Source organism: Frankia sp. CeCAU1 (assembly GCF_977971845.1).
On sequence record NZ_CDWWXA010000111.1, the window covers coordinates 1 to 16,440 of the forward strand.

General features: G+C 70.7%; 15 protein-coding genes and 4 tRNA genes. 5 read left to right on the top strand and 14 right to left on the bottom strand.

Annotated features, from left to right (window positions below; all coding sequences use genetic code 11):
- Positions 1–113 precede the first annotated feature (113 nt).
- The 9 genes from ruvA to pgsA all read right to left on the bottom strand — a co-directional run bounded on the left by ruvA (position 114) and on the right by pgsA (position 7,383).
- Positions 114–863 (bottom strand): Holliday junction branch migration protein RuvA, encoded by a 750-nt coding sequence (ruvA, locus tag AC08OO_RS17460; protein ID WP_476610694.1) that lies wholly within the window; start codon positions 861–863, stop codon positions 114–116.
- Positions 860–1,378: a crossover junction endodeoxyribonuclease RuvC gene (gene ruvC / locus AC08OO_RS17465; protein ID WP_476610695.1), complete on the bottom strand. Its 519-nt coding sequence runs from the start codon at positions 1,376–1,378 to the stop codon at positions 860–862. The genes ruvA and ruvC overlap by 4 nt, the downstream gene beginning before the upstream one ends.
- Before the next feature lie 103 nt (positions 1,379–1,481).
- Entirely contained in the window at positions 1,482–2,237 is a 756-nt protein-coding gene (locus AC08OO_RS17470; protein WP_011435810.1) for a YebC/PmpR family DNA-binding transcriptional regulator, read from the bottom strand.
- A gap of 22 nt (positions 2,238–2,259) precedes the next feature.
- Complete coding sequence (gene pdxT / locus AC08OO_RS17475; protein WP_476610696.1) at positions 2,260–2,859, bottom strand: pyridoxal 5'-phosphate synthase glutaminase subunit PdxT; 600 nt, start codon at positions 2,857–2,859, stop codon at positions 2,260–2,262.
- Positions 2,856–3,788, bottom strand: a complete 933-nt coding sequence (gene pdxS / locus AC08OO_RS17480) for a pyridoxal 5'-phosphate synthase lyase subunit PdxS (protein WP_476610697.1) — start codon at positions 3,786–3,788, stop codon at positions 2,856–2,858. The genes pdxT and pdxS overlap by 4 nt, the downstream gene beginning before the upstream one ends.
- Positions 3,789–3,937: 149 nt before the next feature.
- A complete protein-coding gene (locus AC08OO_RS17485; protein WP_476606165.1) occupies positions 3,938–4,492 on the bottom strand; it encodes a LemA family protein in 555 nt (184 codons plus the stop codon).
- A 71-nt stretch (positions 4,493–4,563) separates the two neighbouring features.
- Positions 4,564–5,730, bottom strand: coding sequence for a glycosyltransferase family 4 protein (locus AC08OO_RS17490; RefSeq protein WP_476610698.1), 1,167 nt, complete (start codon positions 5,728–5,730; stop codon positions 4,564–4,566).
- 7 nt (positions 5,731–5,737) lie between these two features.
- Positions 5,738–6,634, bottom strand: coding sequence for a phosphatidylinositol mannoside acyltransferase (locus tag AC08OO_RS17495; protein WP_476610699.1), 897 nt, complete (start codon positions 6,632–6,634; stop codon positions 5,738–5,740).
- A gap of 35 nt (positions 6,635–6,669) precedes the next feature.
- Complete coding sequence (pgsA, locus tag AC08OO_RS17500) at positions 6,670–7,383, bottom strand: phosphatidylinositol phosphate synthase (protein WP_476610700.1); 714 nt, start codon at positions 7,381–7,383, stop codon at positions 6,670–6,672.
- A gap of 181 nt (positions 7,384–7,564) precedes the next feature.
- Between pgsA and AC08OO_RS17505 the strand changes: the two genes are divergently transcribed.
- Positions 7,565–9,745 (top strand): elongation factor G-like protein EF-G2, encoded by a 2,181-nt coding sequence (locus tag AC08OO_RS17505; protein ID WP_476610701.1) that lies wholly within the window; start codon positions 7,565–7,567, stop codon positions 9,743–9,745.
- A 211-nt stretch (positions 9,746–9,956) separates the two neighbouring features.
- Here the strand turns inward: AC08OO_RS17505 and AC08OO_RS17510 are convergent, their stop codons facing one another.
- Positions 9,957–10,535 carry an HIT family protein gene (locus AC08OO_RS17510; protein ID WP_476610702.1) on the bottom strand — a complete coding sequence of 193 codons (579 nt, stop codon included), beginning with the start codon at positions 10,533–10,535 and terminating at the stop codon, positions 9,957–9,959.
- 1,343 nt (positions 10,536–11,878) lie between these two features.
- A tRNA-Val gene (locus tag AC08OO_RS17515) sits at positions 11,879–11,950 on the bottom strand.
- 463 nt (positions 11,951–12,413) lie between these two features.
- Here AC08OO_RS17515 and AC08OO_RS17520 point away from each other — a divergent pair.
- A complete protein-coding gene (locus tag AC08OO_RS17520) occupies positions 12,414–12,845 on the top strand; it encodes an SsgA family sporulation/cell division regulator (RefSeq protein ID WP_009739629.1) in 432 nt (143 codons plus the stop codon).
- A 152-nt stretch (positions 12,846–12,997) separates the two neighbouring features.
- On the opposite strand, the gene AC08OO_RS17525 is transcribed toward AC08OO_RS17520, so the two are convergent.
- Positions 12,998–14,179, bottom strand: a complete 1,182-nt coding sequence (locus AC08OO_RS17525; RefSeq protein WP_476610703.1) for a chorismate-binding protein — start codon at positions 14,177–14,179, stop codon at positions 12,998–13,000.
- A gap of 220 nt (positions 14,180–14,399) precedes the next feature.
- Here AC08OO_RS17525 and AC08OO_RS17530 point away from each other — a divergent pair.
- The 3 genes from AC08OO_RS17530 to AC08OO_RS17540 all read left to right on the top strand — a co-directional run bounded on the left by AC08OO_RS17530 (position 14,400) and on the right by AC08OO_RS17540 (position 14,675).
- Positions 14,400–14,472 (top strand) — tRNA-Gly (locus AC08OO_RS17530).
- A gap of 43 nt (positions 14,473–14,515) precedes the next feature.
- Positions 14,516–14,587 (top strand) — tRNA-Cys (locus AC08OO_RS17535).
- A 13-nt stretch (positions 14,588–14,600) separates the two neighbouring features.
- Positions 14,601–14,675: transfer RNA gene (locus AC08OO_RS17540), tRNA-Val, on the top strand.
- A gap of 106 nt (positions 14,676–14,781) precedes the next feature.
- On the opposite strand, the gene AC08OO_RS17545 is transcribed toward AC08OO_RS17540, so the two are convergent.
- Positions 14,782–16,011, bottom strand: coding sequence for a site-specific integrase (locus AC08OO_RS17545; RefSeq protein WP_476618765.1), 1,230 nt, complete (start codon positions 16,009–16,011; stop codon positions 14,782–14,784).
- The coding region (locus tag AC08OO_RS17550) for a helix-turn-helix domain-containing protein (RefSeq protein WP_476618766.1) at positions 16,008–16,440 on the bottom strand (433 nt) is incomplete at its 5' end. The genes AC08OO_RS17550 and AC08OO_RS17545, both read right to left, overlap by 4 nt.

Below are 16,440 nucleotides of genomic sequence, written 5' to 3' on the forward strand. Positions count from 1 at the left end.
CCTGCTGCGCGCAAGTCTTGCCGTGCTACGCAGGTGAGGGCCGTTATGACGCCGCCCCCGGCTGACCACCGCCCGACGCGGTCGCGCGCCGCATGGCGGCGTCATAACGGCCCTCACCTGCGTAGCACGGCAAGACTTGCGCGCAGCAGGGTCGCGGTGTCGGGCGGAGCGCCGCCGGTTCCCGAGTCGGCCCCGGCCCGGGAACCCGGGGCGCCTTCCTTTCCCGGGACGTCTCCCTTCCCCGGGGCGGCCTGCTCGCCACCGGCTGCGGCGCCCTCGCCCTCGCCCGCGGGCGCGGCCAGGACCACGAGCGCCCGGGACACGGCGTCGTCGGCCTCACGACCCGAGTAGCCCAGGCCCACCAGCGCCTCCCGCACGGTCGCCGCGACCCCGACGGCATCGGCCGGCATCGGTTCCGGTCCCGGCGTCGGGCGCGGGCCGGGCAGCGGCGCACCGTCACCCGGCGGACCGAGCCGGTCCCGCAGGTCCAGGACGATGCGCTGCGCGCCCTTGCGCCCGATACCGGGGACCTTCGTCAGCACCGCGAGATCCTCCTCGGCGACGGCGCGGCGCACCGTGTCGGGATCGTGCACCCCGAGCACGGCCTGGGCGATCTTGGGCCCGACTCCGGCCGCGCTCTGCAGGATCTCGAAGACGTCGCGCGCATCGGCATCGGCGAAGCCGTAGAGGGTCAGCTCGGTCTCGCGCACGATCAGGGTGGTGGCGAGGGAGGCGGACTCCCCCACCCGTAGCCGCGACAGCGTCGACGGCGAGCAGTGGACGAGCAGGCCCACCCCGCCGACCTCGATGACGGCGGACAGCGGGGTCAGCGCGGTGACCGTGCCGGCCAACGACGCGATCATCGGGTGGGTCCGCCCGGCGCGGCGGAACGGAACCGGGCCAGCGCCGGCCCGCGCCACAGGTGGCAGAGCGCCAACGCGAGGGCGTCCGCCGCGTCGGCCGGGCGTGGCGCCTCGGTCAGCCCGAGCAATCTGGTGATCATAAAACTGACCTGCGCTTTGTCCGCCCGGCCGCTGCCGGTCACCGCGGCCTTCACCTCACTGGGCGTGTAGAGACCCACCGGCAGGCCCCGCCGGGCGGCCAGCACGATGGCGACCGCCCCGGCCTGCGCGGTACCCATCACGGTACGCATGTTCGCCTGACTGAAGACCTTCTCGACCGCGACCGCCTGCGGGCGGGTGCGATCGAGCCAGGCGTCGATGCCATCGGACACGGCGCACAACCGTTCGGCGACCTCGGCGGTGGCGGGGGTGCGCACCACCCCCACCTCGACCAGGCGGGCCCGGATGCCGAGGCCACCGTCGACGACCCCCAGGCCACACCGGGTCAGCCCCGGATCGACCCCCAGCACCCGCATCCACCCTCCCGACCGCACGTTCACAAGAACATTCGTTCGATTCTAGGGGCGGCGACACAACCGGACATCCACGACACGCCCAACGGATCGCCCGAGAGGACGATCAGCTGCCGACGAGCTCCATCACGTCATCGGAGATGTCGGCATTGAACCAGACGTTCTGGACGTCATCGAGATCCTCGACCGCCTCGATGAGCTTGAGGACCTTGGCGGCGGGTTCGGCCTCCAGCGACACGCTCACACTCGGCAGCCAGGAGATGTCCGCGGAGGTGACCGCCAGGCCGGCATCGGTGGCGGCCACCCGCACGGCGTGCAGATCGGTCGCCTCGGAGACCACCTCGAAGGCCTCCCCGACGTCGTTGACCTCCTCCGCGCCGGCGTCGAGCACTGCGAGCAGTACGTCGTCCTCGGTGAGGCCGGCGGTCTTCTCGATAAGCACGACACCCTTGCGGTTGAACAGGTACGACACCGACCCCGGGTCGGCCACCGTGCCGCCGTTACGGGTGATCGCCACCCGGACATCCGACGCCGCCCGGTTACGGTTGTCGGTCAGGCACTCCACGAGGATCGCCACCCCGCCCGGGCCGTACGCCTCATAGGTGATGTCCTCGTAGTTCACCCCACCGGCGAGCTCGCCGGAACCCCGCTTGACGGCCCGTTCGATGTTGTCGTTCGGCACGGACTGCGACTTCGCCTTGGCGATGGCGTCGGCGAGCGTCGGGTTGCCCGCGGGGTCTCCGCCGCCCGTCTTGGCCGCCACCTCGACCGTCTTGATCAGTTTGGCGAACAGCTTGCCCCGGCGGGCATCGATGACCGCCTTCTTGTGCTTGGTGGTCGCCCACTTGGAGTGGCCGCTCATGACCTGCCTCTCTTGCGCCCGATCATCGACCGGACCCGGACGATCGGACGCTGTCGACGAATAGCCGGTGCACCCGGGCATCACCGGTCAGCTCCGGATGGAACGCGGTGGCCAGCAGCGGTCCTTGGCGGACCGTCACCGGCGCCTCGGCGACACGGGCCAGGACCTCGACCGCGTCTCCTGCCTTTTCTACCCATGGTGCCCGGATGAAGACCGCGTGCACAGGTGGCCCCGTCACCCCGACGACCTCGAGGTGTGCCTCGAACGAGTCCACCTGCCGGCCGAAGGCGTTACGCCGGACGACGATGTCCAGCCCGCCGATCAGTGGTTGATCCGGCCGACCGCCCACGACGTCCCGCGCAAGCAGGATCATGCCAGCACATGAACCGAACACGGGCAACCCCGCGGCCACCGCCGCCCGCAACGGCTCCAACAGCTCGAACACGCGCAGCAACCGGCCGATCGTGGTGGATTCACCTCCGGGCAGGACGAGCCCGTCGACCTCGGCGAGCTCCACCGCGTGGCGCACCGCCACCGGCCGCGCGCCGGCCTCGGTGAGCGCCCGGGCGTGCTCGCGCACATCCCCCTGCAACGCGAGGATGCCGATCCGCGGGCCACTCACCAGCCGCGGTCGGCGTAGCGGGCTTCCGGGGGAAGCTCGGTGACGTTGATGCCCACCATCGCCTCGCCGAGGCCCCGGGAGACCTTCACCAGAACGTCGGGGTCCTTGAACATGGTGGTCGCCTCGACGATGGACCGAGCGCGGCGCGCCGGGTCCCCGGACTTGAAGATCCCGGACCCGACGAACACCCCGTCCGCGCCGAGCTGCATCATCAGCGCCGCGTCCGCCGGGGTGGCGATACCGCCGGCGGTGAACAGCACGACGGGCAGCCGACCGAGCCGGGCCACCTCGGCGACCAGCTCGACCGGGGCGCGCAGCTCCTTGGCCGCCGCGTAGAGCTCCTCGGCGGGCAGCCCCGACAGCCGGGCGATCTCCGCCCGGATGGTACGCATGTGCACCACGGCGTTGGACACCTCGCCGGTGCCCGCCTCACCCTTGGAACGGATCATCGCCGCGCCCTCGGCGATCCGGCGCAGCGCCTCCCCCAGGTTGGTGGCTCCGCAGACGAACGGCACCGTGAAGCGCCACTTGTCGATGTGGTGGTGCGGGTCGGCAGGCGTGAGAACCTCGGACTCGTCGACGTAGTCCACCCCGAGCGCCTGCAGCACCTGTGCCTCGACGAAATGCCCGATCCGGGCCTTGGCCATGACCGGGATGGAGACCGCCTCGATGATCTCCGAGATCATGTCGGGATCACTCATCCGCGCCACCCCACCCTGCGCCCGGATGTCGGCGGGAACCCGCTCCAGCGCCATCACCGCGACGGCGCCGGCGTCCTCGGCGATGCGGGCCTGCTCGGCGGTGACCACATCCATGATCACACCGCCCTTGAGCATCTCCGCCATGCCGCGCTTGACGCGGGCGGTACCGGCATGCCGGGCGGAGTCGGTCGCCGGGCCGGCGGCGGGGGCAGTCTGGCCCTCGGACATGATGTGCCGTCTCTTTTCACTGGGTCGGGTCGCCAGGGCCGCGGGGTACCGGCATGTCTGGCACCTGCATGTCGGCTACCCCACCGGATGGTTCCCGTACGGGTGGGTCGGTTTTCCATGGTACGGCGATCTCGCGACCGGCCGGGCCGTCAGGAGGCCAGCCCCGGCAGGTCGTCGTGAGGGACGCCCTCGCCACGGATCGGCAGGGCGTCGTCGATCTCGAAGTAGCCGGCCGGCGGCCGGCGGCCGGCCAGGTGCGCCATCCGCACCACGCGTCGGCCGGCAAGTGCCCGCAGGTCGCGGACCGCGTCGTTGTGGAACTGCCGGGCGAGCGCGACCCGGGCCGCGCAGGAGTCGACCGCATGCAGCTCGGCGGGGTGGTGCTGGCCGGCCGCGGCGACCTCGGCGGACCGTAACGCCCGGCTCAGGGCATTCTCGCTCTGCTCGACCGCGGCGTCCAACGCCCCCCCGGCGAGCAGGTCCGGATAGGCCGTTCGGGCCCGGGCCACGCTCTCGCCCAGCTCGGCCAGCTCACACCGCAGGGCCAGCTCGCGCGCGGCGTCGGCGCGGGCGACCAGGTGCGCCACCAGCCCACCGCGGGCGTCCGCGACCCGGGCCGCGAGTCGGTCGAGCCGAGTGGCCAGCCAGGTCAGATAGGTCGCGATCGCCACCACCAGGGCGACCACCACCACGACGACGGTCATCCCGCGCAGCGTAACCAACGGCCGAATGTGACGTGGCTCTGGTACCGGGGCAGGTCAGTTACCGGGGCAGGTCAGTCCCCACTCCTCGCGTCGCCCCGGACCGGCAACCGCGTCGCCGTCGCGACCGACACCCGCATGTCCCCGGAGACCATCTGGTACACCCCGACGATCCGCTCGGCGATGGCCCGCCAGTCGTAGGCGGCGACGACGGCGCGACCGCGTTCCACCAGCCGCGCGGCGCCGGCGGGATCACGCAGCACCTGGGCCAGGGTCGCGGCCAGCCGCGCGGGATCGCCGACATCGAACAGCCTGCCGGCGCGCCCGTCATCGAGGACCCGGCGGAAGGCGTCGATGTCGCTGGCCACCACCGGGGTCCCGGTCGCCATCGCCTCGAGCAGCACGATCCCGAAGCTCTCCTGACCGGTGTTCGGGGCGCAGTAGACCTGCCCGGAGGCGAAGACCCGGGGCTTGTCAGCGTCGGAGACCATGCCGACGAGGTCGACCCGCGAGCGCAGGGTGGGCTCCAGCCGGGCCCGCACCGCCGCCCCGTCACCGGGCCCCGCCACCAGCAGCCGGACACCGTTGATCTCGGCGGCGAGCGCCGGCAGGGCTGCGAGCAGCACGTCAAGGCCCTTGCGCGGCTCGTCGATGCGCCCGAGGAACACGACGGTGGGCCGCCCGTCGTCGTAGTCGGGCAGGGGCCGGGCGCCGGCGAAGTTCTGCACCGCCACCCCGTTCGGGATCAGGATGGCGTCGGCGCCCAGATGCTCGACGAGGGTGCGCCGGGCCGCCTCGGAGACCGCGATCCGAGCCCGCAGCTTCTCGAACGACGGCTGCAGCGCGCCCTGGGCCGCGGTGAGGAACCGCGACCGGGGGTTGGCGGTGTGGAAGGTGGCGACGATCGGTCCGTCGGCCAGCATGCAGGCCAGGAGGCTGACGCTGGGCGCGGTCGGTTCGTGGGCGTGCAGGACATCGAAGTCGTGCTCACGCAGCCAACGGCGGACCCGGGCGGCCGAGACCGGGCCCATCAGGAGCCGGGCGACGGAGCCGTTGTAGGGCAGCGGTAACGCCCGACCCGCGTCCACCGCGTAGGGCGGCAGGGTCCGTTCGTCGTCCACCGGGGTGATGACGGACACCTCGTGACCGGCGGCGATCAGGGTCTCGGCGAGGTCACGCACGTGCGCCTGGACCCCACCCGGTACGTCCCAGGCGTAGGGGCAGGCCAGACCGATCTTCACGGCGGCGTCATCCGTCGTCGCGCCAGATCCGCTGGAGCATGTGCCAGTCCGCGGGGTGCGCGGCAACGCCGGCGGCGAAGGCGTCCGCGAGTCCCTGCGTCATCGTCGGGATGTCGCTCGGCTCGACGGCGGGATGGATCCGCCCGCTCCACCCGTCATGGTCGAACCAGAGCGTGGCGGGCAGCAGCGCCGCTCCGGTGCGCAACGCGAGCGCCGCGGGCCCGCCGGGCATGGTGACCGTGGCGCCGAAGAACCTCACCGGGATCCCGCCGCGGGAGAGATCCCGGTCCGCGAGCAGGCAGAGCATCCCCCCGGCCAGCAGGCGCTCGGTGAGCAGGTCGAACGGAGGAGCCTGCCCGCCGGTCAGCGGGACGACCTCCATGCCGAGTTCCGAGCGGAAGGCCAAGAACCGCTCGAAGAGCGCCTCCGGCCGCAGGCGTTCGGCGACGGTCGTGAACGGCACGCCATTCGCCACCAGCCAGGCGCCCGCCTGCTCCCAGTTGCCCATGTGCGGCAGCGCCACGATGGTCCCTTTCCCGCGGGCGTGCGCATCCCACAACCGATACTGGTCCAGCAGCCGCAGCCGGCCGACGACACGGTCCAGACCGATCTCCCGGAAGCGGAACACCTCCAGCCAGTACCGCGCGTAGGAGCGCATCGCCGCCCGGGTCAACCGGTCCAGATCGGTTCCCGGCGGCGCCACCCGGGCAAGATTCGACCGCAGCCGGCGCACCCCCCGCCCGTCGCGGCGGTAGGCCAGGTCGGCGCCGAACCGGAACGCCGCGGCGGCCACGGGCTGCGGGAGCAGCCGGACGCCGCGCCAGCCCAGCGCGTAGGCGAGGTCGGTGAACCGCCCGGCTGCCGCCGCCCGCCCGGCTGCCGTCGCCCGCCCGCCCGTCGTCAACGCTCGGCTCTTCGTCGGGTCGTCTCGATGACCGCTCAGCGGCCGTTGCGGCCGGGGCCGAAGGTGGCCGCGGTCCGGGACGCAGCCGTGCTCCGGGACGCGGTGGTCGGGGCCGCCCTTGACGTCAACGGGGAGGGAGGGTCCCCCGCGCGGTACCACTGCCGGTAGACGTGGACGACCCGCTGGACGACCGTCAGCGTGGTGGCACCGACGAGGAACCACAGCGCCGCGGGCAGGAGGTAGGGCACCCCGAGGCCGTACAGCCCGGCGGCGACCAGCAGGATCAGCAACCGCTCGCCCCGTTCGGCGAACCCCACGTCACAGGTGAAGCCGAGTCCCTCGGCGCGGGCCTTGACGTACGAGGTGATCGACCCGGCGACCAGGCAGATCAGGGCCGCACCCGCCAACGGCAGGGAATCGCCGTCGCCGGCGTACCAGAGGACGAGCGATCCGAAGATCGCGCCGTCGCCGACCCGGTCGGACGTGGAGTCGAGAAAGGCCCCCCACTTGGAGGAGATACCGCGGGCGCGGGCGATGACCCCGTCGAGCAGGTCCGAGAAGACGAACAGCGTGATCACCACGGTGCCGAGGAAGAACACCCCGCGGGTGAAGAACCCCAGAGCCCCGCCCGCGACCCCGACCATGCCGATGATCGTCACGACATCCGGCGACACCGACGACCGGGCGGCCCACTGGCTCACCGGGTCGAGCAACTTCTGGATCTGCGGTCGTGCCTTGCTAGCGAGCATGTCCGTCCCGTCGTCCCGCGTGGTCGTCCCGCGTGCGCCCGACTTCGGGCGGTCTTCACAGTACAGCCGCCACGATCCGCGCATTCCCGACCACGGCCGCCCTCGGGCTTGTGTCCCAGGTAACAGGGGAGGACTCTGCCGTTACCGAACAGGCCGTTACCTCCCAGTCAAGGAGGCGAGGATGTCATCAGCCTCGTGCGATGTGCGCAACGTCGTCCTGGTAGGCCACACCGGCGCGGGCAAGACGGCTCTGGTGGACCGTCTGCTCGCCACCGCCGGGCCGCCGGACCGCCAGAACGGCGACCGTCAGACTACCCAGACCAGCTACGTCGGCCATGCCGATCCCGAGCGTCGCCCGGCACGGTCGGTCAGCCTCACCCTGTGTTCGGTCAGTCATCGCGGTCTCACGATCAATCTTCTGGACACCCCGGGCTATCCCGACTTCGTGGGCGAGCTGCGGGCGGGCCTGCGGGCCGCCGACGCCGCTCTGTTCGTCGTCAGCGCGATCGACGGGGTGGATGGCGCGACCGGCATGGTGTGGGCGGAGTGCGCCGGGGTCGGCATGCCCCGCGCGATCGTGCTCACCCATCTCGACCATCCCCGGGCCGATTTCGCGGCGGCCGTCGAGGGCTGCCAACGGGCCTTCGGGACCGGCGTACTGCCGGCCTACCTGCCCGAGCGGGAGGCCGGCGCCTCGATGCGGCTGGTGGATCTGCTGTCCGGGCGGGTGCGGGAGTACCCGGACGGCGGCTGCCGGGAACTCGCGACCCCGGCCGACCTCACCGGCCGGTACGCCTCCGCCCACGCCGCCCTGGTCGAGGGGATCATCGCTGAGAGCGAGGACGAGGCCCTCCTCGACCGGTACCTGTCCGGTGATGAGCCCGACACCAAGCTCCTGCTCGGCGATCTGGAGACCGCGGTCGCCCGCGGGACGTTCTTCCCGGTGTTGCCGGCCGGTCTGCTTCCGGGTTCGACCTCGGGTCCGGGCGCCGGTGCAGGGAGCGATCGGGGCGGCGGGCGGGCCGGCGGTTTCGGCTCCGTCGAACTGCTGGACCTGTTCGTGCAGGGGTTCCCCTCGCCGCGGGAGCATCTCCTGCCGCCGGTGAGCCGCCCTGACGGCTCCCCCTGCGAGCAGAGCCACGGCGATCCGGCCGGGCCGCTCGTGGCCGAGGTCGTGAAGACGACCACGGACCCTTACGTGGGCCGGATGTCGGTGGTTCGGGTGTTCTCCGGCACGCTGCATCCCGACGATGCGGTGCACGTCAGCGGGCACGGCAGCGGGCACGGCAGAGCCACGGCCAGGCACGCCGACCACGACGACGACGAGCAGGTCGGGGCGCTCTCCCGGCCGTACGGCTCGGTTCTGCACACGGTGGGCGAGTGCCCGGCCGGCGGCATCTGCGTGGTGACGAAGCTCAGCACCGCCGAGACCGGCGACACCCTCTCCGATCGCGACGACCCGCGCCACCTGCCCGCATGGTCGATGCCCGAACCGCAGCTCCCCGTCGCGATCAGTGCCCGAAGCCGCGCGGACGAGGACAGGCTGTCGACCGCACTCGGCCGGCTGGCCGTGGAGGACCCGACGCTACGGATCGAGCAGAACCCCGAGACCGCCCAACTCGTCCTGTGGTGCATGGGCGAGGCCCACAGCGACGCGGTCCTGGAACGGCTCGCCCAGCGCTACGGCGCCGCGGTGGACCGGATCGCGCCCCGGATCCCGCTGCGGGAGACACTGCGTGCCCCGGCACGCGGACTCGGCCGTCAGGTCAAGCAGTCCGGTGGGCACGGTCAGTTCGCGGTATGCCAGATCGAGGTCGAACCACTCCCGGCGGGTGGGGGCTTCGAGTTCGTCGATGAGGTGGTCGGCGGCGCGGTTCCCCGGGCCTTCATCCCGTCGGTGGAGAAGGGCGTCCGGGCGCAGATGGCGCAGGGCGTCCGCACCGGCCATCCCATGGTTGATCTACGGGTCCGCCTCGTTGACGGCAAGGCGCACAGCGTCGACTCCTCGGACATGGCCTTTCAGATCGCCGGCGCACTGGCGCTCAAGGACGCGGCCCGGGCCGCCGGCGTCGTCGTGCTCGAGCCGATCCTGGCCGTTGACGTCCTGGTACCCGACGAGTACGTCGGGGCCGTGATGGGCGACCTGTCCACTCGCCGAGGACGGGTCGTCGGGATGGAACCCGTCCCTGGCAGGCCCGGGGCCACCCCCCGGGCGGTCATTCACGCAGAGGTCCCTGCGAGCGAAATGATCCGATATGCGATTGAACTACGGTCCTTGAGCCACGGCACGGGTAGCTTCACGCGGAACCATCGCGGCTACGAGCCGATGCCACCACAGCTTGGGGATGCCCTGTCGGCGTGAAGCGAAAAAACGGCATAAAGCAGGAATCATACATAAAGTAGTAAAGGCGAACAATCGGCAACCTTCGGCCCAGTTCAGGAAGGATCGCCGACGGGAGACATCCGCGACCGCACACCCGCCGCACCGGGCAGGACGCCGGGCGGGACCCGGTGCGGCGGGCAGCCCCGACGGTGGTGCCCCGACCCGGCTGCGGCCTCCACCGGGCCCGGTGCTACCCGCCCTGCTCGTCGGACGCGGTCTGCGCCCAGGCCTGGGCGAGCATCTGCCTGGTCTGCCCGAGCAGGGCGGGCAGCACCCTGGTCGCGCCCACCACGGGCATGAAGTTCGTGTCACCGCCCCACCGCGGCACCACGTGCTGATGCACGTGCGAGGCGATCCCGGCGCCGGCGACATCCCCCAGGTTCATGCCGGTGTTGAACCCGTGGGCCCCGCTGGCGGCCCGCAGCGCACGGAGCGCGTGCTGAACGAAGAATGCCATCTCGACGATCTCTTCGGGGTCCATGTCGGCGTAGTCCGCGACGTGGCGATAGGGCACGACGAGAAGGTGCCCGGCATTGTAGGGGTACAGGTTGAGGACCGCGTAGACGCTTTTACCCCGGGCAACCACGAGGCCGTCCTCGTCGGACATCCCGACAATGGAGCAGAATGGGCATTCATCGTCACGGGAGCGGCCCTCACTCCTGATATAAGCCATGCGATGCGGGGTGTAGAGCCGCTGGAAAGCATCCGGACCGCCGACCCCCGCCTGCTCCTCCAGGGGAACCCCCTCGGGTGAGAGCTCGGCCGTCACGGGGCGACCGCCACGGCACCGCCCCGGCCGAGCCGAGTGAACATGCAGGCAGCGCCCATCGAGCGGGCCATGGATACCGGAACCTGCTCGGCCGTCAGCAAGGGCGCTGCCTCCCCGGGACGAGCTCCCCAGGGGGGAGCAATATCATCTCGTCAATTTATCAGGATCTGAGCGACGAGAGACGCCCCCGGTAGGCGAGGAGGCTCGCGTGCGGGTGCGGTCCGGCGCATGAAGAGGGAGACTGACGGCGTGGGGGGGTCGCCGCCAGTCTCCCTCGAGTGACGTAATCGGTTTCGAACCACGGCGCCCTGGATCTGACGCGCGGATGATGCGCACGAGGGGTCCGCGACCGAGAGGAGCCCTCCCGGCGCAACCCCGCGAGAAGCCATCGCGACAACCTTGCGACAGCCCGAGCCCGTTACGCCCTGCCCGGCCAGCTTAGCGGACGTTAAGCCGATCTGTACAGCGTCAGCGGCACCTTCATGGGGGAAAACGCTAATCGGACCCGGCGTGGACCCAGCTCGCAAACCAGTGACCTGCGGAAAGGGGCGGGACGCACAACGATGCCGATCAACCATGGGCCAACCGGTATATCAACGACCACCGGAATCGTTCCACGGCGACGCACGGCGTCGACCATCCCCAGCGCGCGGAACTCCACGGGCACCACGAATCAACAGCATGCGCCCGAAAGATGGGCAGTCCCGCCCCCAAGGGCCGCGATGCATCGCGGCGGCGGCTCGCGCGATGCACCCGGGGGCACCGCGACGCGGGCTTGGATGTCACTTTCCGTGAAGAACGAGGCTCGGAGCCGACCCCGGGTCGAGGTATCGACGCGCTCGTCGCCCACACTGTCGCCCGGGCTGGAGCATCGGCCGGGACCCCCTCCGGGATCCGCCTCCATCGGCGATGTCCCCACCAAAGTGGGGGTAGATGTCGATTCGTCGCCAGCCCACGACGTCGCGGCCCAGACACCCAGAAACCGGCCAATCGGGGATATTTCGCACCACTCCCTGAGGCAGGCGCCCCACCGGCAGCGGACAGCTCCGACCACCCTTCGAGCCACAGCACGCCGCGAGGGCCGGGGGCACACCCGGGCAGGCCTCGGACGGGACCGAGACGGCCTGCTACCGGGGGAAACGTGCCGAGTCCCGCCGGCGGGAGAGGACACCGCCGAGCTGCACCACCCGTTTGGGGTAGCCCCTCCCAGACACCGACAAACCCGCCCGGACCAGGAAAAACGCCGCATCGCGAGGGGCGCGAAGATCATCCACTGGACAGACATCTCATGGGAGCACAACAAGCTCCCGACCCGGGAGCGGAGCATGGCAAGCCCAATCGCGTGGGCGTACGTGGTTTCGAACCACGGACCTCTGCCGTGTGAAGGCAGCGCTCTACCACTGAGCTATACGCCCTTGCTGGTGGGACCACCCTACACGCCGGGGATACGGGCCGACGAAGGGGTCGGCAGCGGGGGGGTCGACGGACGGATGGGGCGTCGACGGACGGATGGGGCAATGTCCACCGTCCTGTCCGGTGGCCGGACTGGACCAGGTTCGCCGCGACTGGCCGTGGTTGGGAAGGGTCCCGATGGGGAAGACTCAAGGGGGAACGGCCTTGGCGGGATGACCTGGCGCCCGGGGACGCTCGGACGCTACGGACAGTAATCATTTATAGGATTTAAGTAGAAGATCCGTCCGATAGTCGACCGAACCATGATCACTCGAAGCAGGTTCACCCTTCCGGGCCAGGCAACTCGCCCGAACTACCGTAACGGATGTTGTCTTGGCATAATCTTGTTTCCAACGGGACTCGGAGAGGGAACTATCCCGTTACACGGGTGCTCGCCCGCACCATCGCACCATGAGAGGCCGCCCGATGACTATTCGTCACGATTCAATCACCGCAGAACTCGCCCTCCGCCTTGTCGTTCCCGGCGGGGCGCCCGTGCCGGTCGCCGCCACCGTCCGGTACGAGCCGGCCGATCCGTACGCGATCAGCATCGGCTTCCGCACCGGTGCGGACGAGGTCGTGGAGTGGACATTCGCACGCCAGCTCCTCAGCGACGGTGTGCGCCGACCTGCCGGGGATGGCGACGTGCAGGTGTGGCCTGCCGCCCAGTCCGGGGGACGGATCGTCTGCCTGTCCCTGTCCAGCCCGTCCGGGCATGCACTGTTCGAGATGCCGCGGTCCGAGGTGCTGGCCTTCCTACGGCGGACGTATTCAGCCGTCCCCCTCGGCGGGGAGAGCGACATCATCGATCTTGACGCCGAACTCGCCCTCCTCATCTGGGGCGGCCCCGAGCGGTGATCTCACCGGGGTCGGGACCGCTGCCCGATCCCGGTAAGCCGGTGCGGGCATTTTGCGACCAGGGGAGGCCCTTCCCCACCTGCATCCGAGGTAGCTTCCACCCGGTCACACACAGACCAGTCACACACAGAGCACCCGCCCGCCTGGCCGGCCTAGCGCCGCCAGGCGGGTTCTTTTGTCCCCGGCCCACCGCCGGTGCCCGGCTTATCGTCCGATCGGCTCGCCAGCCCCACCAGCCGGTCGGCCTTCAGCTCGGTCTCACGCCACTCCGAGTCCGGATCACTCCCCCACGTGATACCAGCGCCCGTACCGAACCAGATCCGGTCGTCCTCGATCCAGAACGTACGAATACCAACAGACAGCCAACCCACGTTCCGGTCGGCATCCACCCAGCCGATCCCCCCGCAGTAGTAGCCCCGAGAGGCCGGTTCCAGTTCTCGGATGATCCGCAGCGCACTCGACTTCGGCGCACCGGAGACGGAACCAGGCGGGCAGGTCGCCGCCAGGAGGTCCCGCCAGCCCACTCCCGGCCGCAGCCGGGCCCGGACGGTCGAGACGAGGTGCACGAGACCGGGGTGTTTCTCCACAGCGCAGAGTGAAGGCACCGTCACGCTTCCCGGGCGGGCAACCCGCCCGAGATCGTTGCGAACAAGATCGACAATCATGATGTTCTCGGCGACGTCCTTCTCCCGCAGATCCGCCGCCGTCCGACCGGTTCCCTTGATGGGCCTGGAGCTCACGACGTCGCCCTGGCGGGAGAGGAACAGCTCCGGGGAGGCGCCGACGATGCGCACCCCGGCCTCCGGCACGTCCAGGACGACCGCGTACGGCGCGGGATTGCCGGCGGCGACGACGGCCGCCAGGGCACCGAGATCGACACCGGCAGCACCGACACCGGGACCCCCCGCGCCTTCCGCCGCGGGCGCCGACAGGGGCGCCGACAGCAATCGGCAGAGATTGACCTGGTAGACCTCCCCCGCCGCGATACGCTCACGGATCGCCGCAACCCCGTCAAGGTAGGCTGCCCGGTTCATGGTCGTCGCCCATGCGGCTCGCGACGGTCCGAGCCAGGGGCCACGCCGCAGCGCCGCGACACCACCGGGAGGCGCCGGCCGCACGTCGGCGAACCGGATGCAACGGACGGCCCCCTTGAAGTCGACGACGACCGCCCAGAAGCCATCTCGATCCAGCACCGCGGCGTCATCGCTGATCTCCACGACCTCGGTCGCGAACCGGCCGCCGGCGAGCAGGAACGAGGAGGCATCCCACGGGGGTGACGGTGCCACACGCCCGAGAGGGCTCGTCTCCCGAGCCGCCACGTTCGTCTCGCTCATTCCGATCACGCTACCGCCGCCCGAGGTGACCCGCCGCCCAGGGCATGGACCAGCCCCTCGACGGTCGCCGGCTGCATGGACGTGCCGTGGGCGAAAGCCGGTGTTCATCCGGAGAAACTTGACCCAACGCAACATCTCAGCGACGCCCGCCGGACGGTTCGACGTCTGGCCCGATCGTCCGCTAGAGTGCTACCTGCACCGCCGAGAAGCGCGGAGCAGCGCGGACGTGGCTCAGTTGGTAGAGCATCACCTTGCCAAGGTGAGGGTCGCGGGTTCGAATCCCGTCGTCCGCTCGGGAGCAGAGAGGCTTGAGGTCCGTCCCCAGCGGCCTCCCACGGCGGAGTGGCCGAGTGGTTTAGGCAAGGGCCTGCAAAGCCCTGTACGCGGGTTCGATTCCCGCCTCCGCCTCTGATCCTTTCGCGGGCGATTAGCTCAGTGGGAGAGCGCTACCTTGACACGGTAGAGGTCACTGGTTCAATCCCAGTATCGCCCACCACCCCGTTTGTGCTGCGGCACAGCGGTTACGGCCACCCCTCACGGGGTGGCCGTTCGCATTTTCAGCCCTCCTCCGGGGTCCGTGCGAACGGATCTGCGAACACGGCCTACCCGCCGGCCACCTGCGACCCGTCATCCCCCGTCTCGTCGTCGACGGCGGGCGGTTCCGGTTCCTCCTGTGGGCCAGGCCGGTTCGGCATGCCGAGGATCACCCCCGCGATCTGGTCGGCGGCGTCCTTGTCCATGCCGGGAATCACGTGGCTGTAGAACGACAGCGTGAACGCCACACTCGCGTGCCCCAGACGCTCACTGACGACCTTCGGGTGCACACCGGACTTCAGCGCGGCGGTGGCGTAGCTGTGCCGGACGTCGTGCAGGCGGATCACCGGCAGGCCCACTGCGCGCGCATGCCCCTGGAACCAGTCGGTGATCGTGTCCGGATGGATCGCCGTGCCGTCGGGCCAGCAGAACAGCCGGTCGGTCGTGTGCTCGAACGTCGCGCGGTTCTCCTCCCAGACCGCGACGTATGCCCGAAGCGCGTCGAGGGTGAGCGGGTCCAGCGACAGCGGCCGGTAGGCGTTCACGGTCTTCTGCTCGCCATCGTCGGCCTTGCCATCGATGACCACCCGCGTCGTGATCGGTGAGACCGTCGCCAGCTCCAGGTCGACATCCGCCCGACGCAGACCGGCCAACGTGCCGCGCCGGACGCCGGTCGTGACGAGCAGCAGGTACATCGCGTACAGCCGATCGTCGCGGATGTGGTCGAGGAAGGCCCTCACCTGCTCCGGGGCCCACACGGTGGGGGCGCGCCGGCCGACCCGTGGCCGGTGGGCGTCTTCCGCTGGGTTGCGGCGGAGATAGCCCCACTTCACCGCGTCCCCCAACGCGCGACTCAGGGTCTGGTGGACCACGGCGACCGTGGCCGGCGCCAGGCCCTGCCCCTGCTCGCCGCGTTGGCGCAGCCGGCCCTTGTCGAGCAGGTGGCCGTAGAGCAGGTCCAGGCGCCGGGCGGTCAGATCCTGCAGGGGCGTCGGGCCGATCACCGGGACGACGTACAGCGTGAGGTAGTTGCGGTACTTCGCCCACGTGCCCTTGGCTACCGCCGGGCGCACCGCGGCGAGCCACTCGGCGGTGAACTCCTCCACGGTGCGCCGTGAGGGCGCCACGCGCTTGCCCTCCTCGAACTGGGTGATCGAGTCGCGCATGGCGCGGCTGGCCTCGGTCTTGGTCTTGAAGCCGCCGCGCGACGTCGTCCGGCGCTTGCCGGTGAGCGGGTCGGGGTCGATGTCGTGGCGGAACTCCCACCCGTTGGTGCGCTTGTAGACGCTGCCCTTCACGCGGCACCACCGAGGGTGGCGCGGAGTCGAGCGGTGACGACGTAGACCCGTCCGCCCATGCGCTGGACGGGTAGCTCGCCGGTGTCCGCCAGGCGGTAGGCGGTCGCGCGGGACAGACCGAGGATCTGAGCGGCCTTCCCCACCGAGATCAGCGCGGGCAGACCCTCGAATGGGTCCGGCTGGTCGACCGCCGTGGGTGCCTTGGGTGGTGGCGGGGTAGCCGGGTGCTGGTCCGCGAGGTAGGCGTCCAGGCGCTCGAACACGGCGTGAAGCTCCGCGCGGAGTACCGCGATGACGTCGGAGCCGGGGGTCTGGAGAGGCTTCCTGACGACGCGGTGGCGCGCACGGGAGACCACACGCTCGGCGGGTTGCGTGGTGGCGGGACGGGTCATGATGAACGTGCCTTCCTTCGTTTCGAGCGGATGGGGG